General features: G+C 37.8%; 18 protein-coding genes. 16 read left to right on the top strand and 2 right to left on the bottom strand.

From position 1 onward, the window contains the following. Positions 1-16 precede the first annotated feature (16 nt). The 3 genes from M2919_RS00875 (at position 17) to M2919_RS00885 (ending at position 3,787) form a co-directional block, all read left to right on the top strand. Positions 17-865, top strand: coding sequence for a DegV family protein (locus tag M2919_RS00875; protein WP_248848938.1), 849 nt, complete (start codon positions 17-19; stop codon positions 863-865). Between the two features lie 161 nt (positions 866-1,026). After that, positions 1,027-2,445 carry a glycoside hydrolase family 1 protein gene (locus tag M2919_RS00880; RefSeq protein WP_248848939.1) on the top strand — a complete coding sequence of 473 codons (1,419 nt, stop codon included), beginning with the start codon at positions 1,027-1,029 and terminating at the stop codon, positions 2,443-2,445. 124 nt (positions 2,446-2,569) lie between these two features. Continuing rightward, entirely contained in the window at positions 2,570-3,787 is a 1,218-nt protein-coding gene (locus M2919_RS00885; RefSeq protein ID WP_222318084.1) for a multidrug efflux MFS transporter, read from the top strand. 35 nt (positions 3,788-3,822) lie between these two features. On the opposite strand, the gene M2919_RS00890 is transcribed toward M2919_RS00885, so the two are convergent. Next, positions 3,823-4,005 carry a DUF2929 family protein gene (locus M2919_RS00890; protein WP_126761538.1) on the bottom strand — a complete coding sequence of 61 codons (183 nt, stop codon included), beginning with the start codon at positions 4,003-4,005 and terminating at the stop codon, positions 3,823-3,825. Positions 4,006-4,137: 132 nt separating this feature from the next. Between M2919_RS00890 and dnaE the strand changes: the two genes are divergently transcribed. From dnaE to trmFO, 10 genes are all read left to right on the top strand, one after another. Next, complete coding sequence (gene dnaE / locus M2919_RS00895; RefSeq protein WP_248848940.1) at positions 4,138-7,464, top strand: DNA polymerase III subunit alpha; 3,327 nt, start codon at positions 4,138-4,140, stop codon at positions 7,462-7,464. 143 nt (positions 7,465-7,607) lie between these two features. Next, positions 7,608-8,570 (top strand): 6-phosphofructokinase, encoded by a 963-nt coding sequence (gene pfkA, locus M2919_RS00900; RefSeq protein WP_126761542.1) that lies wholly within the window; start codon positions 7,608-7,610, stop codon positions 8,568-8,570. Positions 8,571-8,623: 53 nt separating this feature from the next. Then, on the top strand, positions 8,624-10,384 hold the full coding sequence (pyk, locus tag M2919_RS00905; RefSeq protein ID WP_248848941.1) for a pyruvate kinase: 1,761 nt from the start codon (positions 8,624-8,626) through the stop codon (positions 10,382-10,384). A gap of 141 nt (positions 10,385-10,525) precedes the next feature. Next, positions 10,526-11,980, top strand: coding sequence for a S41 family peptidase (locus M2919_RS00910; protein WP_248848942.1), 1,455 nt, complete (start codon positions 10,526-10,528; stop codon positions 11,978-11,980). A 4-nt stretch (positions 11,981-11,984) separates the two neighbouring features. Beyond that, entirely contained in the window at positions 11,985-12,524 is a 540-nt protein-coding gene (gene lepB / locus M2919_RS00915; RefSeq protein ID WP_023605760.1) for a signal peptidase I, read from the top strand. Positions 12,525-12,630: 106 nt separating this feature from the next. Beyond that, complete coding sequence (gene ylqF, locus M2919_RS00920) at positions 12,631-13,488, top strand: ribosome biogenesis GTPase YlqF (protein ID WP_248848943.1); 858 nt, start codon at positions 12,631-12,633, stop codon at positions 13,486-13,488. Next, positions 13,481-14,248, top strand: a complete 768-nt coding sequence (locus M2919_RS00925) for a ribonuclease HII (RefSeq protein WP_248848944.1) — start codon at positions 13,481-13,483, stop codon at positions 14,246-14,248. Before ylqF ends, M2919_RS00925 begins: the two co-directional genes overlap by 8 nt. Before the next feature lie 57 nt (positions 14,249-14,305). Next, positions 14,306-15,187 carry a DNA-processing protein DprA gene (gene dprA, locus M2919_RS00930; RefSeq protein ID WP_248848945.1) on the top strand — a complete coding sequence of 294 codons (882 nt, stop codon included), beginning with the start codon at positions 14,306-14,308 and terminating at the stop codon, positions 15,185-15,187. A gap of 120 nt (positions 15,188-15,307) precedes the next feature. Next, on the top strand, positions 15,308-17,386 hold the full coding sequence (topA, locus tag M2919_RS00935) for a type I DNA topoisomerase (protein WP_248848946.1): 2,079 nt from the start codon (positions 15,308-15,310) through the stop codon (positions 17,384-17,386). 19 nt (positions 17,387-17,405) lie between these two features. Continuing rightward, positions 17,406-18,716 (top strand): FADH(2)-oxidizing methylenetetrahydrofolate--tRNA-(uracil(54)-C(5))-methyltransferase TrmFO, encoded by a 1,311-nt coding sequence (trmFO, locus tag M2919_RS00940; protein WP_248849457.1) that lies wholly within the window; start codon positions 17,406-17,408, stop codon positions 18,714-18,716. A 37-nt stretch (positions 18,717-18,753) separates the two neighbouring features. Here the strand turns inward: trmFO and M2919_RS00945 are convergent, their stop codons facing one another. After that, entirely contained in the window at positions 18,754-19,953 is a 1,200-nt protein-coding gene (locus M2919_RS00945) for a GNAT family N-acetyltransferase (protein ID WP_248848947.1), read from the bottom strand. 170 nt (positions 19,954-20,123) lie between these two features. On the opposite strand from M2919_RS00945, the gene xerC reads away from it, so the two are divergent. Genes xerC through hslU form a run of 3 tightly spaced genes read left to right on the top strand, consistent with a single transcriptional unit; the run spans position 20,124 to position 23,004 of the window. Beyond that, positions 20,124-21,014 carry a tyrosine recombinase XerC gene (gene xerC, locus M2919_RS00950; protein ID WP_248848948.1) on the top strand — a complete coding sequence of 297 codons (891 nt, stop codon included), beginning with the start codon at positions 20,124-20,126 and terminating at the stop codon, positions 21,012-21,014. A gap of 30 nt (positions 21,015-21,044) precedes the next feature. Continuing rightward, positions 21,045-21,593: an ATP-dependent protease subunit HslV gene (gene hslV, locus M2919_RS00955; RefSeq protein WP_023605768.1), complete on the top strand. Its 549-nt coding sequence runs from the start codon at positions 21,045-21,047 to the stop codon at positions 21,591-21,593. A gap of 19 nt (positions 21,594-21,612) precedes the next feature. Then, entirely contained in the window at positions 21,613-23,004 is a 1,392-nt protein-coding gene (hslU, locus tag M2919_RS00960) for an ATP-dependent protease ATPase subunit HslU (RefSeq protein ID WP_248848949.1), read from the top strand. The last annotated feature ends 11 nt before the right edge of the window (positions 23,005-23,015 follow it).

Below are 23,015 nucleotides of genomic sequence, written 5' to 3' on the forward strand. Positions count from 1 at the left end.
AAGAGGAGTTTATTATATGAAGACGGCAATAGTTACAGATAGTACCGCATTTCTGTCGGACGAAATAAAGCAACATCCTGATGTCTATGTCGTGCCGATTCCAGTTATTTTAGATGGTAAAATTTATAATGAAGGCATTGATATTGATGCCAACGATTATTATACGTTGCTTAATAATAGCAAGGAATTTCCCACCACGTCACAACCTTCAATAGGTGAGTATTTAGAAATCTTAAATTCTCTCGGGGAAAAAGGATACGACCGAGTGATTTGTATTCATTTATCTTCAGGTATATCAGGTTTTATTAATAATCTGATTTCAATGGCACCGGGAATTGAGACGATTGAAGTGGTACCTTTTGATTCGAAGATAACCAGCATGCCGATGGGACACATGGTAGAAGTCGCGTTAGAAATGAGTCAAACGAATCAACCTATCGACGACATCCTAGAGAAGCTTGAGTACATTCGCGAAGGAACGCGTGCTTTTTTAATTGTTGATGATTTAAATAACCTTGTTCGAGGCGGACGCTTACGTAATGGAGCGGCACTGATTGGAAGTTTATTAAAAATAAAACCGATTTTAACTTTTGATGATGGTGATATTGTTTTATCTGAAAAGATTCGTTCATCAAAAAAGGCTTTTCATCGAGCAGAAGATATTGTCGCAAAGCACATTAAAAAGGAAAAAGGCGACTACCAATATTACTTGATTCATGCGAATAATGAATCAGTCGCTTTATTAGAAAAAGCACAATTAGAAGAAAAAATACCTGGTATAGAGGTTGAGATAGGGTATTTTGGGCCGGTTATCGGGACGCACCTAGGGGAAAAAGCGATTGGCTTTGCCTGGGCGCCTAAGTAAAATGCTATTATATGATATTTATTTTGAAAACTAACCTATTACATTAAAGGTTAGTTTTTTCTTTTGTTATTTATTATATTGATATATAATAAAAGGGTAATATTTATATGACGATTGTTCAATTAATAATCGTATAAAAACGAATGGAAAGGAAAATAATAATGAAAAAAACATTTCCCAAGAATTTCTTATGGGGCGGTGCAACCGCTGCTAATCAGATGGAAGGCGCTTATAGAAAAGGGGGGAAAGGCCTAACGATTGCCGACATCTCACCAGGAGGAAAAGAACGTTTATCCTTGTTGATGTCAGGGGATTTTCCTCTTGAGATTGATCACGACCAATATCGCTATCCTAACCATCAAGGGATAGACTTTTACCATCGTTATAAAGAAGATATTGCTTTGTTTGCTGAAATGGGATTTAAAACATTTCGTATGTCTATATCGTGGGCAAGAATTTTTCCAAATGGAGATGAATTAGAGCCTAATGAAGAAGGGTTAAAATTTTACGATGATGTGATAGATGAACTGTTAAAATATGGTATTGAACCCACTATCACGATGTCACATTATGAAACACCTTTACATTTAGTTAAAGAATATGGAGGATGGAAAAATCGCCAACTTATTACTTTCTTTGAGCGTTACGCTCGTACGATTTTAACGCGTTATCATAATAAAGTGAAATATTGGATGACATTTAATGAAATTAATACAGGTGTATTTGGTTCATTTTTTAGTACGGCAATGCGTAATGCCACAATGGAAGAAAACTTCCAAGCATTACATCATCAGTTTGTAGCAAGTGCTATGGCGACTAAAATTGCTCATGAATTAAATCCTGAATTAAAAGTGGGATGTATGAGTATTTATGCCACAATGTACGCGTATGATTGCCATCCGGATACAGTGATGGAACGTGATATTAAAAACCGTCTATTTAATTATTTCTGTAATGATGTTCAAGTTCGAGGAAGCTATCCAACCTATGCTTTAAAATTCTTTGAGGAGCAGGGTATCACAATCAATATGACAGAAGAAGATTTATCACTTATTGAACAACATCCTGTAGATTATTTATCATTTAGTTACTATATGTCAGCTGTTCATAGTCGAAATCCTGAATTAGAAAAATCGCATGGTAACTTTTTTAGTGGAACAAAAAATCCGTATTTAAAAGAAAGCGAATGGGGATGGGAAATCGATCCTGTCGGTTTGAGAATAGCGTTAAATGATTTGTATCAACGTTATAATGTGCCTCTTTATATCTCTGAAAATGGTTTAGGTGCTGTTGACGTGGTGGATGAAGACGGAAATATTCAAGACGATTATCGTATCGAATATCTAAAGGAACATATCGAGCAAATGTATTTAGCAATTGAAAAAGATGGTGTGGATTTATTTGCCTATACGCCATGGGGATGTATTGACCTTGTTAGTGCTTCAACAGGAGAAATGTCTAAACGTTACGGTTTTATTTATGTTGACTTAGACGATGAAGGAAACGGCACTTTAAATCGCTCTAAGAAAAAATCATTTGATTGGTATAAACGTGTAATTAAAGAAAATGGTTTATCCTAACTGATATAAACACCAATAGATGACATCATCTATTGGTGTTTATTGTTATTTAATATCTGATTAGTGTTCTTTCATTGCAAGTAGGTGTATAATATTAGCTACTATCTATTATTGGAGCGATTTGATGAAATTGGATTGGAAAAGAAATTTATATATTGCATGGATTGGTTGTTTTTTCACAGGAGCAAGTTTTAGCCTTGTTATGCCTTTTATACCTGTATATATACGGGAATTGGGAGCCCCTAAAGATCGTGCTGATTTTTATGCTGGATTGGCAATCAGTGTTACGGCTTTGGCAGCAGCTATTTTTGCGCCAATTTGGGGAAATTTAGCTGATCGTCGTGGGCGTAAACTCATGATGATTCGAGCGGCAGCAGGTATGACGATTACAATGGGCGCTTTAGCTTTTGTTCAAGATGTGTACACCTTATTAATCATGCGTACGTTTACTGGAGTTTTATCAGGCTATATTCCGAATGCCACGGCGATGATTGCTTCTCAAGTCCCACCGGAAAAAAATGGTTGGGCGTTGGGAACACTTTCTACTGGTGCAGTAGCAGGTAACTTAATTGGCCCCTTAATGGGTGGTTTTTTAGCGCAGACATTTGGTATACGTAATGTTTTCTTAATTACTGGAGGTATTCTGCTCATCTCTTTAATTCTTACCATAGTTTATATCAAAGAAGATTTTGTACCAGTAAAAAAAGAAAATGTCACGCCAACTAAAGAACTCTTTAAAAATATGGAGCGACCGTCGTTATTATTTGGTTTGTTTATTACAACGTTTATCTTACAATTAGGAATTACAAGTATCAGTCCGATTCTAACGGTATTTATTACAGAGATTGGCGGTAATCAACCAAATATTCTATTAATTAGTGGTATGATTGTGTCAGTGGCAGGTGTGTCAGCGTTTATTGCATCGCCATTTTTAGGAAAACTTGGAGATCGTTATGGTAATCATAATGTTTTAATGTTAGGGCTTTTAGCATTTATGCTATGTATCTTACCCATGTCGCTCGTGCAGACCCCTTTTCAACTCGGCATGTTACGTTTTCTAATGGGCTTTTCGACCGGTGCCTTGATGCCATCCATTAACTCGATTATTAGCAAAGTGACACCTCGAGAAGGCGTCAGTCGTGTGTTTGCTTATAACCAAGTCTCACAAAATATGGGGCAAGTGATGGGACCGCTTGTAGGCTCTACCGTTGCTATGGCGTTTAGTTATCGTGCAGTCTTTATTGTAACGGGAATGTTTATTTTATTTAACTTATTAGTTTCCTATGTAAATTTTAGAGGCACGATTGGGAAAAAGAGTTTCTCACGTCTTGAAAATAAATAATACGACAAAATAAAAAATCGCTAGATAGCGATTTTTTATTTTGTCGTGGTTTTTTTTGGTTGTGATGTTTCACCTAAAATAAAGACAGCTAGGGCTAAAACGAATGAGCCAATTAACGCTGCGAATGGAGTGAAATGAGAACCGCCTAGTGCGGCTCCAAGATAAGCAATCATTTGTCCCATAATCAGAGACCAGATAAGTACTGTTACAAATCGCATTTAAGCCACCTCTTTTCAAGATAATTTTAGCACAATCCTCTTTAAAAGAAAAGAAAGAGATGAAAGAACTATCTCAGACATATAGAACGGGTTCATGATATAATAATGATAATAACAATAAGGAGTGATGAAATGGTGCTAGCTTCTTTACAAACATTTTCAGCCTATTCGTTACTTCAAAGTACGATTGAGATTGAGCGCTATGTGGCACAGGCAAGTGAAAAAGGATATCAAGCTGTTGCATTGACAGATATCAATGTCATGCACGGTATGTTGGATTTAAAGAAAGCGTGTGAGAAGTATGAGGTAAAGCCGCTCTACGGTATGACATTACGGTATCCATCTGGGATGTCAAGTTCTGAAACATTTGATATCGTGCTTCTGGCAAAAAATCAACATGGCTATCAAAATTTAATGCGTTTATCTTCTAAAATTCAACTATCCGAATCAGTTTCAACTGTGTATGAATACATGGATGATTTTGAAGAAATGATTGTCTTACTTCCTCCTGAAGGGTCAGAAATTAGTTTTCTGGTTGAAAAAGGTGACATCAAGCAGGCTCAAACATGGTTAAGTCAGTTGAAAAAGAAAGTGCCTTCAAAGGATATTTATGGTGGGTTGGCACTATATCAATCACGTGAGTCAAGCGAAGCGTTACTCTCTTTTTATCATAACGAACGTTTAAATACTGTTCCTTTACCTTTGCATCGCTATTTGTTACCAGAACATCATATGGCTGTAGAAGTAATGGATAGTATTCAAAACGGGAATACTTTACAATGGGATGAATTGGAAAAAAATGGTCCTTACTATTTAACAGAGGGGACGATTTTTGCGCAAACTTATGAGCAGTTATTTGGCAAACATGTTTTAGATTGTTTAAAAACGATTGTTGCCGAATGTAATGTCACGTTAGAACTGCATCAATCTTTATTACCACATTTTGACGTACCAACGACGGATAACGCTGCTAGTTATCTTAGAAAACTTTGCTACCAGTTTTTACCTGAACGTGTTTCAGGAGATTTAGCTGTTTATGAGGAGCGTTTAGAAAAAGAGTTAACCATTATTCATCAAATGGGCTTTGATGATTATTTCTTAATTGTTTGGGATGTCATGGCGTTTACCAGACGAGAAAAGATTGTTACGGGCGCCGGTCGTGGTTCAGCAGCAGGGTCACTTGTTTCTTATGTATTAGGAATAACCGATGTCGACCCGATTCAATACGGTTTGCTTTTTGAGCGTTTTTTAAATCCGGAAAGACATACTATGCCAGATATTGATTTAGATATTCCTGATAATCGCCGAGATGAGGTGTTGGCATACGTCTATCAGCGATACGGAGCGAATCATGTGGCGCAGATTGCCACATTTGGAACGATGGCGGCTAAAATGGTCTTACGAGATGTTGCACGCGTGTTTGGCTTGAGCCAAAACGAAGCGAACCAATGGGCAAATGCGGTTCCTAACACATTAAAAATCACGTTAGACGAGGCGTACACGCAGTCCAAAGAATTGCGAGAGCTAGTCGCGACTTCTGGTCGCAATCAACAATTATATGAAATCGCTCGTGTGTTAGAAGGTCTACCTCGTCATGTGTCCACTCATGCAGCCGGGGTCGTTATTAGTGATAAGCCTTTAACAAAGTTTGTCCCATTGATGGCAGGGAGTCAGGAAATTCCTTTAACTCAGTTTACAATGCATGATGTTGAGGCTGTTGGTTTATTAAAAATGGATTTTTTAGGTCTTAGAAATTTATCGATTTTAGATGAAACAATGCAACATATTCGCTATCACTATCGTCAAGAGATTAATCATCATCAGATTCCGATGAACGATCCTAAAACGCTAGCTTTATTTCAAAAAGGAGAAACGGTCGGTGTCTTTCAGTTTGAATCAAATGGTATTCGTCATGTCTTAAGGCAAGTTCAACCCACTTCGATTGAAGACATTGCCGCTGTTAATGCGTTATATCGACCTGGTCCGATGGAAAATATCGATTTGTTTGTTAAACGAAAGCATGGTTTGCTACCAATAGAGTATCCAGATGACAGTTTAAAAGACATTTTAGATGTAACTTATGGGGTAATGATTTATCAAGAGCAAGTTATGCAAGTCGCATCAAAAATGGCGGGCTTTTCTCTTGGCCAGGCCGATATTTTACAACGAGCGATTAGTAAAAAAATCAAACATACTATGATCGAGCAAAGACAAGCGTTTATCACAGGTGCCACTCGCCAAGGCTATTCAAGCCAAACAGCAGAGACCGTCTATCAATATATTGAAAAGTTTGCTAATTACGGGTTTAACCGTTCACATGCTATGGCCTATTCATTTGTTGGATATCAAATGGCCTATTTTAAGGTGCATTATCCTGCGTGTTTTTATGTCTCTTTGCTGTCTTCTGTTAGAAATAATAACCAAAAAGTTATTCTCTATATTCAAGATGCAAGAAAAGCGGGAGTAAAAGTAGTAGGGCCTGATATTAATGAGAGTTTCGCTCGTTTTACCTTAAAAAAAAACACGATTCGCTTTGGTTTTGGTAGTCTTAAAGGTATTCGCCGTGACTTTATTCAAAATATTGTGGAAGAACGTCGCGCTCATGGTCCTTTTACTAGTTTAGATAATTTTCTTCTTAGAATTGATAATAAGTGGCTAAAGGAGGACTATATTCTACCTTTAATACAGGTAGGAGCATTTGACAAACTTCATCAAAACAGACGTCAGTTAGTGGTCGATTTAGAGAGCCATTTGAAAAATATCTTGATAAGTGGCGGTAGTCTGGATTTATTGGAGATGATGACGCTTAAAAAAGAACGAGTAGCTGACTATGATTTATCTGAAAAATTAGCGCAAGAAGAGGCGCTAGTGGGTGTTTATTTATCTGGACATCCGGTTAAAGAATATCGTGTGTTAAAAATGATGCAACAGTGCGTCTCTATAAGTGATATTGAAATTGGGAAGCCTGTTAGGTTGTTAGGTTATATTAAGCAAGTTCGTCAAATTAAAACGAAAAAGGGGGAATTTATGGCGTTTGTGACCGTGAGTGATGAAACCGGAGAAATTTCACTGACTGTTTTTCCACAGCTTTATCGAAAAGAACGAAAATCACTAGAAGAAAATAGAGTGATTCTTGTTCAAGGAAAAGTAGAAGAAAGTCGCTACAATCAAGAAAAGCAAGTGCTTGCGTCAGAAATACAGCTAGCCACAGCATTTGATGAAAAAATAGGAAAACAAATATGTTATCTGAAAATAGAAAAAGGACATAATGAGAAGGAAGACTTAGCGGCAATCAAAGCGATTGCTAAAAGACATAGTGGCATTACGCCCATCATCATTTATGTCGAACAAAGTGACCAAAAATTTGTATTAAGTGACGAATTTTGGGTTTCCGATACTCAAGTGACCAAAAAAGAGTTATCCTATATTCTAGGAGAAACAAATGTAGTCTTCCGATAAAGGTAGTGTGTGATTATTTTCAATTTTATTCTCATTTTCAAAGACTTTTTCAGAAAAAAATGGTAGAATATTGAGTGGAAATAGATTTAAAGTAAAAATAACTTTAAGTATATTGCGTATAATAAATATGAGGTGAAAACTGGATGAAACGTATTGCAATTTTAACAAGTGGCGGAGACGCACCAGGAATGAACGCTGCTATTCGTGCAGTCACACGAAAAGCTATTCATGACGGCATTGAAGTCTTTGGTGTCAATTATGGCTATGCAGGTTTAGTTGCCGGAGATATTAGAAAACTTGAAATATCAGATGTAGGAGATATTGTACAACGTGGTGGAACATTCTTATATTCAGCTCGTTACCCTGAATTTGCAACAGTTGAAGGACAATTAAAAGGGATTGAACAACTTAAGAAATTTGAAATCGACGGTTTAGTTGTTATTGGTGGAGATGGTTCATACCATGGTGCTTTAGCATTAACTAAGCATGGTTTCCCTGCGATTGGTATCCCAGGAACTATTGATAATGATATTCCAGGAACAGATTTTACAATTGGTTTTGATACAGCGATTAACACAGTATTGGAGTCAGTCGATAGAATTCGTGATACAGCCACTTCCCATGTTCGAACATTCATTATTGAAGTAATGGGAAGAGACGCAGGCGATATCGCATTGTGGGCAGGACTTGCTGGTGGTGCGGATGATATTATTATTCCAGAAAAAGAGTTTGATATGGCAGATGTAGCCAAACGTGTACAAGACGGACGTGACCGTGGTAAAAAACACTGTCTGATTATTTTAGCGGAAGGTGTCATGAAAGGTCATGACTTCGCAGAGAAATTATCAGAACATGGAGATTTCCATGCACGCGTGTCTGTCTTAGGACATGTCGTTCGTGGCGGTTCACCAACAGCGCGAGACCGTGTGTTAGCAAGTAAATTCGGCTGGGAAGCAGTTGAACTGTTAAAACAAGGAAAAGGCGGCTTGTGTATCGGTATGCAAGATAATCAAGTTGTTGCCAACGATATTATTGATACCTTAGAAAACGGCAAACATAAACCTGATTTATCTCTATATCAAATCAATAAAGAAATTTCATTTTAATTAGTCAGACAATCATTAATGATTTTAAATATACATAAATGGGAGCGTTAATAATGAAAAAAACGAAAATTGTATGTACGATAGGTCCAGCAAGTGAATCAATTGAAACTTTATCAGCCTTGATGAATGCAGGGATGAACGTTTGTCGATTAAACTTCTCACATGGAGATTTTGAAGAACACGGTAACCGCATCAAAAATATTCGTGAAGCTGAAAAATTAACAGGCAAGCGTGTCGCGATTCTTTTAGATACGAAAGGTCCAGAAATTCGTACACATGATATGGAAAATGGAGCGGTTGCTTTACATTCTGGTGATACGATTCGAGTTTCTATGACACAAGTCCTAGGAAATCACGAGCGTTTTTCAATTAGCTATCCTGAGCTAATCAACGATGTTGAAGTTGGCGGTCATATTTTACTAGATGACGGATTAGTAGATTTAGAGATTTTAGAATTAGACTACGAGAATGGCGAAATCGTGACAAAAGTTCTAAATGAAGGTGTATTAAAAAATAAAAAAGGGGTTAACGTCCCAGGCGCCTCTATTAACTTACCAGGTATTACAGAGAAAGATGAAGCAGATATTCGCTTTGGTATTTCACAAGATATCGACTATATCGCTGCAAGTTTCGTACGACGTCCTAGCGATGTGTTGGAAATTACTGAAATTTTAGAACAGGAAAATGCTACACATATTCAAATTATTTCAAAAATTGAAAACCAAGAAGGTGTTGACAATATTGACAGCATCTTAAAAATCTCAGATGGCTTAATGGTTGCTCGTGGTGACTTAGGAGTAGAAATTCCAGCTGAAGAAGTACCTGTCGCACAAAAAGAATTAATCAAAAAATGTAATCAATTAGGTAAACCAGTTATTACAGCAACACAAATGCTAGATTCTATGCAACATAACCCTCGCCCAACACGTGCGGAAGCAAGTGACGTCGCTAATGCGATTTACGACGGTACAGATGCTATTATGTTGTCTGGTGAAACAGCAGCAGGGGATTACCCAGTTGAAGCGGTAGAAACAATGGCGCGTATTGCAGTTCGTACAGAAGAAGCGCTTGTCGATCAAGATGCTTTTGCCCTTAAAAAATATAGCCAATCTGATATGACAGAAGCTATTGGTCAATCTGTAGGACATACGGCACGTAACTTAGGCGTTAAAACAATTGTGGCTGCAACAGAGTCAGGCTATACGGCTAAGATGATATCAAAATATCGTCCAAAATCTCATATTGTTGCGATTACATTTGATGAGCGTAAAGCACGCGGCTTGGCGTTAACTTGGGGTGTTTTCCCAGTTGTAACAGAAAAACCAGAATCGACTGATGAAATGTTTAACATGGCAACAGAAATTGCAAAAGATCGTGGATTTGCAAAAGAAGGCGACATGATTATCATTACAGCAGGGGTTCCAGTTGGTGAACGCGGTTCTACAAACTTGATGAAGATTCAATTTATCGGTTCAAAACTTTTAGAAGGTCAAGGAATCGGTGATACATCAGTTGTTGCAAACTCTGTTGTCGCAAAAACAGCAGAAGAAGCAGTGCGCAAAGCCGAAAAAGGTTGTATTTTAGTTGTGAAAACAACAGATAAAGATTATATGCCAGCTATTGAATTAGCAAGTGCGTTAGTCGTCGAAGAAGGCGGCTTAACATCTCATGCTGCAGTCGTTGGAATTGCAAAAGAAATTCCAGTTGTGGTTGGAGCTGAAAATGCAACAGAAATTATTGAAGATGATACTTTAATTACGATTGATGCAAAACGTGGCGACATCTACTTAGGTGAAACAGCTATTTCTCATTAATCGATAATTGGAAATCAAAAGCTAGGAAGAACTTAGTTTCTCCTAGCTTTTTTCTATCATTGTCAGAGTGTCACTTTCTATTTTAAGAAAGAGATGATAGAATAAAAGAATTATGAGTGAGGTCAAATAGGAGGGATAGCCATGAAAGAAGAGAAGCAAATTTCCTTCAAACGTCATGTGATTATTTTAGTTGTGACGGTCTTAATTGTTGCGTTAGTTTCAACGGTAGCGAGTTATCAAATCATTTCGAGAAAGCGTCAAGAAGCAATTTTAAATGAGATTGGTGGGGACTTAGGGGAAGTCGCGATGACCTATCAAAAGATTATGAGCCAGTATGTTGGAAAAGTGTCGCCTAAAGAGTTATCTGAAGGTGCTATAAAAGGAATGACCAATGCCCTAGATGATCCGTATACAGAATACTATTCTGGTGCAGAAAAACAATCGCTTGATGATACTATTTCTGGAAGTTTTGAAGGGATTGGAGCCGTTATGACGATTAAAGACGGTGTGCCAATGATTGCGGAACCACCTATCGCTGATACACCAGCTGAGAAAAAGCAATTAAGAGCGAATGATTTAATCTTAAAAATAGATGGAAAAGAAACAAAAGATGAAGAATTAACAGACGTAGTAAAAAAAATACGCGGGAAAAAAGGGACGGACGTGACGTTAACGATTCAACGTGATGCGGATGTTTTTGATGTGATTTTAACCCGAGATAAAATTCCAGTAGAATCTGTTTTTGCTCATATCGACAGTGAACAGCCAACAGTTGGTTATATTCAAGTGACGACATTTAGTGAAAACACAGCTGCGGATTTTGAAAAAGCTTTGGTTGACTTGAAAAAACAAGGAGCAAACTCTTATATTATTGATATGAGAAAAAATCCAGGTGGTTTACTGACAGCTGTCTTGTCAATGGCAAGCATGTTTGTTGAAGACGGTCAGACTATTTTACAAATCGAAAACAAAAATGGTGAAAAAGAAGAGATCAAAGCGGATAAAAAGCTAGACAATGGCCATAAAGTGAAAGAGCCTGTTGTGGTATTAGTGGATGAGCAAAGTGCTAGTGCTTCTGAGATATTTGCAGCGGCGATTAAAGAAGCAGCCCAGATGCCAGTAATAGGAACGAAGACTTTTGGAAAAGGAACTATGCAAAGTATTCAACCTATTACAGACGAAAGTGAATTAAAGCTGACGACGAACAAATGGTTAACACCTAAAGGGAATTGGATTCACAAAAAGGGATTGAAACCGACCATTGAAAGTCGCTATCCATTTTACGCTTATTTAAATCCAATGGATAAAGAAAATTCCTATCAATTTGGTGCTGAAGGGAAGCAAGTTTTGCTATTAAATGGCATGTTAGCTGGATTAGATTATGAGGTTAGTCAAGAGAGCGAAGTGTTTGATGCAGCTACCCAAGAAGCTGTAACACGTTTCCAAGAAGAGCATGATTTGAGCGTAACGGGCATTGCCAATCGTGATACGATAAATGCGATTGAAATGGCAGTGATTCAAAAATTAAAAGATAACGATCCGCAATATGATAAAGCTATTGAAACACTGTTATCATCAAGTGAGAAGGGTGAATAATCAGATGCATAATATCACTAAAGAGAAACTTATTTATTGGTTAAAACTGGTGGTAGTCGCATTGGTAACGGTTTTTATCATTCGTGGTTTTATCTTAATTCCTATGAAAGTGGAAGGTAACTCCATGGAGCAAACGTTGCATCCAAATGACTTTTTGGTTTATGAAAAAATATCTGAAATCAAGCGTTTTGATGTGATTATTTTTGAAGCACCTGACCATAATATTTATATAAAACGTGTTATTGGTTTGCCAGGAGAGCATATAGCCTATCTCGATGATCAATTATATATTAATGATAAAAAAATAGACGAACCTTTTTTAGGTCAAGCCAAAATTAAGCGAAATAGCAATCAGTATACGACAAATTTTGATAGTGAAGAATTATTAGAACAGAAGACGTTAAGTGAGGATGCTTATTTTGTACTTGGCGATAATCGACGCTTGAGTAAAGATAGTCGTTCGTTTGGGGAAGTAAAAGAATCGACGATTATTGGCAAAGCACGATTTGTATACTACCCATTTTCACATATAAAATGGATGTAGATAGCTAAAGAAAAATCCTGTTTAAAATAACAGGATTTTTTCTTTTCAAAACTTATCAAACAAAGTTATATGTTACAATGAAGAAAAAGAATAAAGGAGTTTCAGTATGACAATTCAATGGTTTCCAGGTCATATGGCGAAAGCTCGTCGAGAAGTGACTGAAAAATTAAAATATATCGATATCGTTTTTGAATTAGTAGATGCGCGTTTACCATTATCCAGCCGAAATCCGATGATGGATGAAATTGTGCAGCATAAGCCACGTTTAGTTATTTTAAATAAAGGGGATTTAGCAGATCACGAAGAAACAATGAAGTGGCAACGTTATTTTAAGGAAGAAGGACACGAGAGTATTATTATAAATGCCAAAGAAGGTAAAGGAATCAAGCAAATTACGTCAGTTTCGCAAATGTTACTCAAAGAAAAAAGAGAGCGACAAGTTGCTCGTGGTATGAAACCACAACCTATCCGTGCCATGATTATCGGTATTCCGAATGTTGGAAAATCAACGTTAATGAATCGTCTCGTGCGCAAAAATATTGCCAAGACTGGAAATAGGCCGGGAGTTACAAAAGGGCAACAGTGGTTAAAAGTAGGTAATGAGCTAGAGTTACTTGATACACCAGGTATTTTATGGCCAAAATTTGAAGATGAAGAGATTGGTAAAAAGTTAGCTTTAACGGGAGCGATTAAAGACAATCTATTGCATCTGGATGATATTGCGCTATATGCGATTCGTTTCTTTAATGAATACTATCCACAACAATTACAAGCGCGTTATCAGTTAACTGATGAGCAGTTAGCAGAAGATGCTGTCGCACAGCTGATGACTATTACCCAAAAACGTGGGTTCCGAGATGATTACGAGCGAGCGAGCGAGATGATTGTGCAAGAAATCAGAAATGGCCAGTTGGGCCGGTTAACTCTCGACCGAGTTGAAAATTGGGAGCATGAAGATGAGTAAAACGTTAACGATTGCCCAAATCAAAAAAAGATTAGCCGAGATACCAACGGAAGAAGAAGTAGCTATATTTCAACAAGACAAACGTAAAGGCGTCCAACAAGCATTAAAAAGCTATTTTAACCGTTTAGCTAAAGATGAAGAGCGACGATTAAAGCATGAAGAGATGTTGACGTATGAGCGTCAGTATTTAGCAGAAGGCTTTCATTATGTGGCGGGTATTGATGAGGTGGGTAGAGGCCCTTTAGCTGGACCAGTGGTAGCAGCAGCGGTTATTTTACCACCAGACGTTAACTTATTAGGGTTAAATGATTCTAAACAATTGAGTGAACAAAAAAGAAAAACTCTTTTAGCAGCGATTAAAGAACAAGCTATTTCAATAGGAATCGGTGTCGTTGAGGCAGATGAAATTGACCGGATCAATATTTACCAAGCGAGTAAAGTAGCAATGGCTAAAGCGGTGGAGAATCTAAAACGGCAACCTGATTGTTTACTTATCGATGCGATGACGATTGAGCAGTTATCTATCAGACAGGAAGCAATTATTAAAGGCGATCAGAAAAGTTTGAGTGTTGCTGCGGCAAGCGTGGTCGCAAAAGAATATCGTGATGATTTGATGCGTCAGTATGGACAAGCATATCCTGGATATGATTTTGAACATAATGTAGGGTATGGAACGCGTCACCATCTTGAAGGAATTGAAAAATACGGCATCACGCCTATTCATCGCCGAACATTTGCTCCAATTAAAAATATGATATAAACAGTATCCTTCCTTTCTTTTTGCGTATATACGTTATAGAGAGGAAGGAGTTTTTTTATGGAATATATCGAACATGAATTTTTGGCTTATATTTTAAAACATTTGAAAGGTATTGGAAATAAAGGGTTACTGCGACTTTATGCACATTATGATTTAGCGAGTTTCTTATCAGCCAGTACGCTGGAATTACAAGAAATTGGGAAGGTTGGAACGCGTTACCGCGCGAATTTTATTGCAAGTATTCACTCACTCAAAGAACATTTGGATGTTTTTCAAGAAAAGTTTGCCGATGATCATTTTATCTCACTTTTTCATTCGGATTATCCAAAACGTCTTTTAGAGATATACAACCCGCCACTGGGTTTGTTCTATCAAGGCGATTTATCGTTATTAAGAAGAACAAACCTTGCTATAATTGGGGCTAGGGACTGTACAGTTTATGGTAAACGTGTTGTTGAAAACTTGGTTCCAGAACTTATCAGAGAAGATATGGTTATTGTGAGTGGACTAGCGCGTGGCATTGATAGTATCGCTCATCGGACGTGCTTAGAAAATGGCGGCAGTACCATTGGTGTGATTGGATGTGGCTTAGATTGTTACTACCCTAGAGAAAATCAATTGTTGCAAGAGCAAGTTGCTAACGAGCATTTACTGATAAGTGAATATCGTCAAGGGACAAAACCGTTAAAACATCATTTTCCTGCGCGCAATCGGATAATTGCTGGTATCAGTCATGGTATTTGTATTATTGAAGCAAAAGAACGTAGTGGCACGTTTATAACGGCAGAATGTGCTTTAAATGAAGGGCGAGATGTTTTTGCTGTACCTGGTAGTTGCTTGCAAGAACACTCATTGGGCTGTTTGAAAATTATTCAAGAGGGAGCAAAATGTGTCTATCGTCCGCAACATATAATAGAAGAAATGCAAAATTATTTTTAAACAAAAATGGACAATCATTGACAAACCATCATCGAATAGCATAAGATTATCTACGATTCCTAAATAAAAAGAAATTTTAGATAAATGTGCTGCTAAAATGTAAAAGGTGGTAACAAAGTCATGGCATACAAATATTTGGTGATTGTAGAATCACCAGCTAAAGCAAAGACAATTGAAAAATATCTTGGACGAAATTATAAGGTCGTCGCAAGTGTCGGTCATTTAAGAGATCTACCGAAAAGTCGAATGGGGATTGATATTGAAAATAATTATGAACCTGATTACATTTCGATTCGAGGCAAAGGGCCGATAATTAAAGATTTAAAGAAACATGCAAAAAAAGCGGAAAAAGTTTATCTAGCAAGTGACCCGGATAGAGAAGGGGAAGCCATTGCGTGGCACTTAGCACATTTGTTAGATTTGGATTTAGAAGATAAAAATCGTGTGGTTTTTAATGAGATTACGAAAGATGCTGTCAAACAAGCCTTTAAAGAACCACGTCAAATTAATTTAGATTTAGTGGACGCTCAACAAGCTCGTCGAATTTTAGACCGCTTAGTAGGTTACTCGATTAGTCCGTTATTATGGAAGAAAGTCAAAAAAGGATTGAGTGCTGGACGTGTTCAATCGGTCGCTTTAAAAATGATTTTAGACCGGGAAGCGGAAATTAATGCATTCGTACCGCAAGAGTACTGGAGTATATCAGGTGATTTTATTAAATCTCGCAAAAAATTCCGTGCGAGTTTCTATGGCGTGGATGGAAAAAAACAAGCTCTTGATAATGAAGAAGATGTTAAGGCGATTACGCAACGATTGACCAATGATCAATATGAAGTAACGTCTATCACGAAAAAAGAACGTAAACGTAATCCAGCAAAACCGTTTACTACAAGTAGCTTACAACAAGAAGCTGCTCGTAAGTTGAATTTTAGAACACGCAAAACGATGATGGTTGCGCAACAATTATACGAAGGTATTTCGCTTGGCAAACAAGGAACAGTTGGTCTTATTACCTACATGCGTACAGATTCGACTCGTTTGTCAGATGTTGCGAAAGAAGAAGCTCATCGCTTTATTCTTGAAACCTATGGGGCGGAATACTCATTGGGCATGACGACCACAACGAAAAAAGAAAGTGGCGCACAGGATGCCCATGAAGCAATTCGACCTTCTAGCATCATGCGAACACCAGATTCAATAAAATCGTACTTAGATAAAGACCAATTCAGACTATATAGCTTGATTTGGGCACGAACGGTGGCGAGTCGGATGAAACCGGCGATTTTAGATACGATGCGAGTGACTTTAGAACAAAACGGAGTCGTATTTGTTGCTAACGGTTCAAAAGTGAAGTTCCAAGGTTTTATGAAAGTGTATGTTGAAGGTAAAGATGACGGCAAAGAGGAAAAAGAAAATATCCTGCCAGATTTGGAAAAAGGTGAGAGTGTTAAAGTAGTTGATTTAGAACCTAAACAGCACTTTACGCAACCACCAGCTCGTTATAGTGAAGCAACACTGATTCGAACACTGGAAGAAAACGGAGTCGGTCGTCCGTCAACTTATGCACCGACACTTGAAACAATTCAACGCCGTTATTATGTTAAGCTCGTACAAAAGCGTTTTGAACCAACAGAGCTCGGTGAAATTGTTAATGCGCTGATTGTGGAGTTTTTCCCTCAGATTGTGGACATGACCTTTACTGCTGAAATGGAAGCAGATTTAGATAAAATTGCTGAAGCTCAAGTCGACTGGGTGACAGTGATTGACCGTTTCTACCAGCCGTTTGAAAAAGAATTGGCCAAAGCTGAAGTGGAAATGGAAAAAATACAGATTAAAGATGAGCCCGCTGGATTTGATTGTGAACTTTGCGGACATCCGATGGTCATTAAATTAGGCCGTTATGGAAAATTTTATGCGTGTAGTAATTTCCCTGAGTGTCGTAATACAAAGCCAATTGTGAAAGAAATCGGCATGAAATGTCCGACATGTCACGAAGGGGAAGTAATTGAACGTAAGACGAAGAAGAATCGTATTTTCTATGGATGTAGTCGTTACCCAGAGTGCGAGTTTACGTCATGGGATAAACCAATTGCGCGTCCTTGTCCAAAATGTCAGCATTACTTAGTTGAAAAGAAAGTAAAAGGTGGCAAACGCGTACAATGTAGTGAATGTGATTATAAAGAAGATATTCAAAAATAATAGTAACCGAGGTGGAATGATGGAAAAACATGTGACAATAATTGGAGCTGGTTTAGCAGGGAGTGAAGCGGCTTGGCAAGCAGCAAATGCGGGAGTTAAAGTAACGCTGTATGAGATGCGACCGAAAAAGAGCTCGCCAGCACATCATACGGAGCAGTTTGCTGAACTAGTATGCTCAAATTCTTTTCGTGCTAAAGGACTAGGGAATGCAGTTGGCGTATTAAAAGAAGAAATGCGTCAATTTAATTCACTGATTATGTCGGCAGCTGCCAAACATGAGGTTCCAGCAGGCGGCGCCTTGGCTGTCGACCGTCATTTGTTTTCAGCTGAAGTGACTAAGCAGTTAAAAAATCATCCTAACATTACAGTGGTTAATGAAGAGATAACAGAAATTCCTGCTGATGGTATTACTGTGATTGCGACAGGTCCATTAACATCTGAGTCTTTAGCAAAATCGATTGTGGAGATGACCGATTCAGAAGGCTTATACTTTTATGACGCTGCTGCGCCGATCATTGAAAAATCATCGATTGATATGGACAAGGTTTATTTGAAATCCCGCTACGATAAAGGGGAAGCGGCGTATTTAAATTGTCCGATGAGCAAAGAAGAATTTTATGCGTTTCGTGAGGCACTGGTAGAAGCAGAAGTTGCGCCTTTAAATAGTTTTGAAAAAGAAACATATTTTGAGGGCTGTATGCCAATAGAAGTAATGGCTAATCGTGGTGAAAAAACCATGTTATTTGGACCAATGAAACCAGTAGGGCTTGAAGATCCTAAAACAGGTAAACGTCCCTACGCAGTCGTGCAATTGCGTCAAGATAATGCTGCTGGCTCATTATACAATATTGTTGGCTTTCAAACGCATTTAAAATGGGGCGAACAAAAACGGATTATTCAGATGATACCTGGTTTAGAAAATGCAGAAATCGTGCGTTATGGTGTGATGCATCGTAATACTTTTATGAACTCGCCAGAATTATTACTGCCGACTTATCAAGCACAGGGGGATGAGCGTTTGTTCTTTGCAGGGCAAATGACAGGCGTTGAAGGTTATGTCGAAAGTGCTGCGAGTGGTCTTTTAGCAGGCCTTAATGCGGCACGTTTGGCGCAGGAAAAAGCACCATTAATTTTTCCTCGTGAAACAGCAATGGGGGCTTTAGCGTACTACATCACGCATACGGACGCTAAACATTTTCAACCGATGAATGTCAATTTTGGCATTATTGCAGACCTACCTGAGCGAATTCGTGATAAAAAAGAGAGAAATGAGCAGCTAGCGCAACGAGCGTTAGCCCACATTGAGATGATTAAGCAAGAACTGGATTAGTGCTAAAAAGAGAGCCTTTAGAAAAGGCTCTCTTTTTTTAGAAATAATCATAAATATAGGGTTGTGGTTGATTGGTCATATTTAAAAAGTCTAGGTGCTGAATGTCTCCGATTAAATTGCCTGAGACATGCAATTGTTGAGCTGATTTATAGTTGAACAGTAATTGTGTCCAAGTTTCAATAGAACCTGATAAATCAGTGTCTTGCGATGAATCGATTTTGCGACAAACGTGTTGGTTGTTTTCACGCGTGATTTCCCAATTACCGTGATTCCACTCACAAAACTTATCTTCAACATAAATCGTTAGTGTTTGATTCGGGCCGATTAAAGCAAGTGGGAACGATTCGATAAAAGATTGAAATAAAACGATGCGAATCATCATACTTGTTTCTAACTGACGTTTGACACTTCCCGGCTCTTGTAATAAAAAACTCAAGTCATTTGTTAAACCGTGCTTAAAGATAAACGTATGATAGCTTGAAATATGTGATTTGATAAATGAGCACAATGATTTTAGTTCATCGATGGATGAACTAGCCATCTCAATCACGTTAAATGTTAACTGACTTGCATTCATCTCGTATATTAAGTAAGATGTCGCTGCTTGTCCATCAACGCTTAGCAGCGCGACATGTCGATTGGGATACTTGTTAACTTGATATTGCCACCACCAGTCGTCTCGTTGAAGACTGCCATGTTCAGTCGCTAGTGTTTTTTTATAAATACGTTTTAAATCTTCTAATATGTCATTATTTTTCACGGAAAATCGTGAAATGCTATGGCAATCATCCATTGGAAATGTTGGTAAGTCACTCCCTTGAATGGTACACGTTTCTTCATCCATGGCTGTAGCATAACCAAATTTTCGGTAAAAATGATGTGAAAAAGGCGCTAAATATGACAAAACAGTGTTATTTTCGCGATAGTCATCGAACAAGCTAGTAAAAAGCTGGCGAATTGCACCTTGCCCTCGAGCTTCTGGATAGCTTGCGACATTTCCAATGCCTCCCATACGATACTCTTTATCGTAAACATTGACTGTAAAAGGAAAACTCATTATTTTGCTCACTAAATTTTGATGCATAAAAAAACCATAATTATGCGCTTGTAGTGCTTTTTCTTGAAATAATCGATATGTTTGGTCGTCAAATGATTCCGGTGTAAAACCTTTGAAAGCATATGACGATAATTCATACATGGCTTGAATATCAGCCTCTGAAGAGAGTCGTCGAATCATCGTATTTCCTCCTTTTTGATAAAGCTTATTATAACATATCTCAATTACTCTGGAAATTTTTGAAGAAATTGTGTCTAATTTTGCAATTATTAGTTAAATTCTGACTATTCGTTTGTATTCAAAATCACGATGTGATACATTAATTTTGTAGAAAGTAGAGGTGGGAAAATGTGGAAGAAGATGTCATAAGTTTTTTAGCGGACTTACAACATACACGTCAATTTTCAGAAAAGACCATTTTAGCTTATCAAGGAGATCTAAATGACTATGCTTCTTTTTTAAGCGAATCAGGTGAGTCCAATTACTTAAACGTTGATTATCAAGACTTACGTATCTATCTGTCTTATTTATATGATAAAGGTTACAGTCGTTCGTCTATTAGTCGCAAGCTTTCAAGTTTAAGAAGTTTCTATCAATTCTTACTTTCTCAAAATAAAGTTGAGGAAAATCCTGTTACATACGTGCAAATTAGGCAAAAAAATCAAAAATTGCCACGTTTCTATTATGAAAAAGAAATGACACAGTTATTTGATGTTGTCTATGCTGGCGACCGCGCTTTAGATTATCGTAACTGTGCGCTATTAGAATTAATGTATGCAACGGGCATCCGTGTATCTGAAGCGACCGGTATTCGTCTATCTGATATAGATACGACGACGGATATTTTACTTGTGCATGGGAAAGGAAATAAAGAGCGTTACGTTCCTTTTGGGCACTATGCCAGTGAAGCAGTTCAGCAATACATTAATCATGCACGTCCGCAGTTAATGAAGAAGGCAGAACATTCTTACTTATTCGTGAATGCGAAAGGCCAACCATTAACAACCAACGGTGTAAGGTATATTTATAAAGAACTGGTAAAAAAAACGACGTTAACATCCGACATACATCCACATATGTTGCGCCATACTTTTGCAACGCATTTGCTAAATAATGGAGCAGATATGCGAACTGTCCAAGAACTTTTAGGACACGAAAGTCTGTCGTCAACACAAATTTACGCACATGTGACGACAGAAAATTTACAGAGCACGTATCGTCATTTTCACCCACGTGCTTAAAACTGATTATTAATGAAAGAGGTAACGATTATGGGATATACGACATTTCATTCTACGACCATTTGTGCTGTAGAAAAAGACGGAAAATTTGCAATGGCTGGTGACGGTCAAGTAACAATGGGAGAATCGGTTGTCATGAAAGGGACTGCCAAGAAAGTACGAAAAATCTATCACGACCAAGTCGTCGTTGGATTTGCAGGAAGTGTAGCCGATGCGTTTAATTTAGAAAATAAATTTGAAGCAAAATTGAATGAATTTAAAGGGAATTTAACCCGTGCAGCTGTTGAATTAGCAATGGAATGGCGTCAAGATAAAATGATGCAAAAATTGGAAGCGATGTTAATCGTGATGAATGATAAAGAGATGTTGGTTGTTTCTGGGACAGGCGAAGTTATCGCTCCAGATGACGGCATTTTAGCCATTGGATCAGGTGGCAACTATGCTTTAGCTGCAGCACGCGCCATGAAACGTCATGGTCACGAGAATTTAACTGCGGGCGATATTGCTCGAGAAGCGCTTCATGTGGCTGGCGACATTTGTGTCTATACAAATCATAATATTATCGTAGAAGAATTATAAAAGGTAGGATGTGTAAACCATGAGTAAAACACCAAAAGAAATAGTAGCAGAATTAGACCAATATATTATCGGTCAAAACAAAGCAAAAAAAGCCGTAGCTGTGGCTTTACGTAATCGATACCGCCGCATGCTTTTAGATGAAGAGATGCAACGAGAAGTCACACCTAAAAATATGTTAATGATTGGACCAACGGGTGTTGGTAAAACAGAAATTGCCCGTCGTCTGGCGCGTATTGTGAACGCTCCTTTTGTAAAAGTCGAAGCAACCAAATTTACAGAAGTAGGTTATGTCGGCCGTGATGTTGAATCAATGGTACGTGATTTAGTAGAAGCCAGTATCCGTATCGTGGAAAAAGAGCAGCACGATCGGGTATACCATCGAGCACGTAAAGCAGCTAACGACCAATTAGTTAAAATTTTAGTGCCAGGCATTAAGAAAGAGCAAAAACAAGCGCGCAATCAAATGGAAATGATGATGCAAATGATGAATAGTTTCCAACAAGCGCCGGAAGAAGAAAAAGAAGAAGTCAATGAAACGATTAAAACAAATCGTCGAACAGTAAAAGATCAGTTAGATAAAGGGTTATTGGAAAATCGAGAAGTGACGATTGAAATTGAAGAGCCTTCAATGAAAATGCCTAGTATGAATAACGGTTTAGAACAAATGGGAATTGATTTAGGTGACACACTCAATGCCCTAACACCTAAGAAAAAAATCAAACGCACGGTGACAGTCAAAGAGGCGCGTGATATTTTAATTCAACAAGAATCTGAAAAACTTGTCAATAAAGCGGATATTCATAGTGAAGCAATTAAATTAGCAGCTAATAGTGGTATTATTTTTATCGATGAGATTGACAAAATTACGTCAAAATCACAACAATCTGGTGAAGTGTCCCGTGAAGGCGTTCAACGAGACATCTTACCAATCGTAGAAGGATCGCAAGTTAATACAAAATACGGTACCATTGCAACCGACCATATCTTATTTATTGCTTCAGGGGCTTTCCATTTAAGTAAACCAAGTGATTTGATACCAGAGTTACAAGGTCGTTTCCCAATTCGTGTTGAGCTTGATGATTTAACGGCAGAAGATTTCGTTCTCATCTTAACAGAACCGGAAAATGCCTTAATAAAACAATATCGTGCTTTACTTGAAACAGAAAATATCTCGGTAACCTTTACCAAAGAGTCCATTGAACGCTTAGCGGATATTGCTTATAAAGTAAACAGTGAAACAGATAACATCGGTGCACGCCGTCTTCATACTATCTTAGAACGTCTATTGGAAGATTTATTATTTGAAGCGGGCGATATGGATATGGGTGACATTATGATTACTGAAAATTATGTAAATGAAAAATTAGGAGACATAGTGAAAGACGAAGATTTATCACGTTATATTTTATAATATGCCAAGAT

This window comes from Vagococcus lutrae (assembly GCF_023299185.1).
Classification (GTDB): Bacteria; Bacillota; Bacilli; order Lactobacillales; family Vagococcaceae; genus Vagococcus_A; species Vagococcus_A lutrae.

What these genes read in the sequence shown, in the direction of transcription:
- M2919_RS00875 (WP_248848938.1), top strand. Translation starts at nt 17, where the DNA reads ATGAAGACGGCAATAGTTACAGATAGTACCGCATTTCTGTCGGACGAA.
- M2919_RS00880 (WP_248848939.1), top strand. Translation starts at nt 1,027, where the DNA reads ATGAAAAAAACATTTCCCAAGAATTTCTTATGGGGCGGTGCAACCGCT.
- M2919_RS00885 (WP_222318084.1), top strand. Translation starts at nt 2,570, where the DNA reads ATGAAATTGGATTGGAAAAGAAATTTATATATTGCATGGATTGGTTGT.
- M2919_RS00890 (WP_126761538.1), bottom strand. Translation starts at nt 4,005, where the DNA reads ATGCGATTTGTAACAGTACTTATCTGGTCTCTGATTATGGGACAAATG.
- dnaE (WP_248848940.1), top strand. Translation starts at nt 4,138, where the DNA reads ATGGTGCTAGCTTCTTTACAAACATTTTCAGCCTATTCGTTACTTCAA.
- pfkA (WP_126761542.1), top strand. Translation starts at nt 7,608, where the DNA reads ATGAAACGTATTGCAATTTTAACAAGTGGCGGAGACGCACCAGGAATG.
- pyk (WP_248848941.1), top strand. Translation starts at nt 8,624, where the DNA reads ATGAAAAAAACGAAAATTGTATGTACGATAGGTCCAGCAAGTGAATCA.
- M2919_RS00910 (WP_248848942.1), top strand. Translation starts at nt 10,526, where the DNA reads ATGAAAGAAGAGAAGCAAATTTCCTTCAAACGTCATGTGATTATTTTA.
- lepB (WP_023605760.1), top strand. Translation starts at nt 11,985, where the DNA reads ATGCATAATATCACTAAAGAGAAACTTATTTATTGGTTAAAACTGGTG.
- ylqF (WP_248848943.1), top strand. Translation starts at nt 12,631, where the DNA reads ATGACAATTCAATGGTTTCCAGGTCATATGGCGAAAGCTCGTCGAGAA.
- M2919_RS00925 (WP_248848944.1), top strand. Translation starts at nt 13,481, where the DNA reads ATGAGTAAAACGTTAACGATTGCCCAAATCAAAAAAAGATTAGCCGAG.
- dprA (WP_248848945.1), top strand. Translation starts at nt 14,306, where the DNA reads ATGGAATATATCGAACATGAATTTTTGGCTTATATTTTAAAACATTTG.
- topA (WP_248848946.1), top strand. Translation starts at nt 15,308, where the DNA reads ATGGCATACAAATATTTGGTGATTGTAGAATCACCAGCTAAAGCAAAG.
- trmFO (WP_248849457.1), top strand. Translation starts at nt 17,406, where the DNA reads ATGGAAAAACATGTGACAATAATTGGAGCTGGTTTAGCAGGGAGTGAA.
- M2919_RS00945 (WP_248848947.1), bottom strand. Translation starts at nt 19,953, where the DNA reads ATGATTCGACGACTCTCTTCAGAGGCTGATATTCAAGCCATGTATGAA.
- hslV (WP_023605768.1), top strand. Translation starts at nt 21,045, where the DNA reads ATGGGATATACGACATTTCATTCTACGACCATTTGTGCTGTAGAAAAA.
- hslU (WP_248848949.1), top strand. Translation starts at nt 21,613, where the DNA reads ATGAGTAAAACACCAAAAGAAATAGTAGCAGAATTAGACCAATATATT.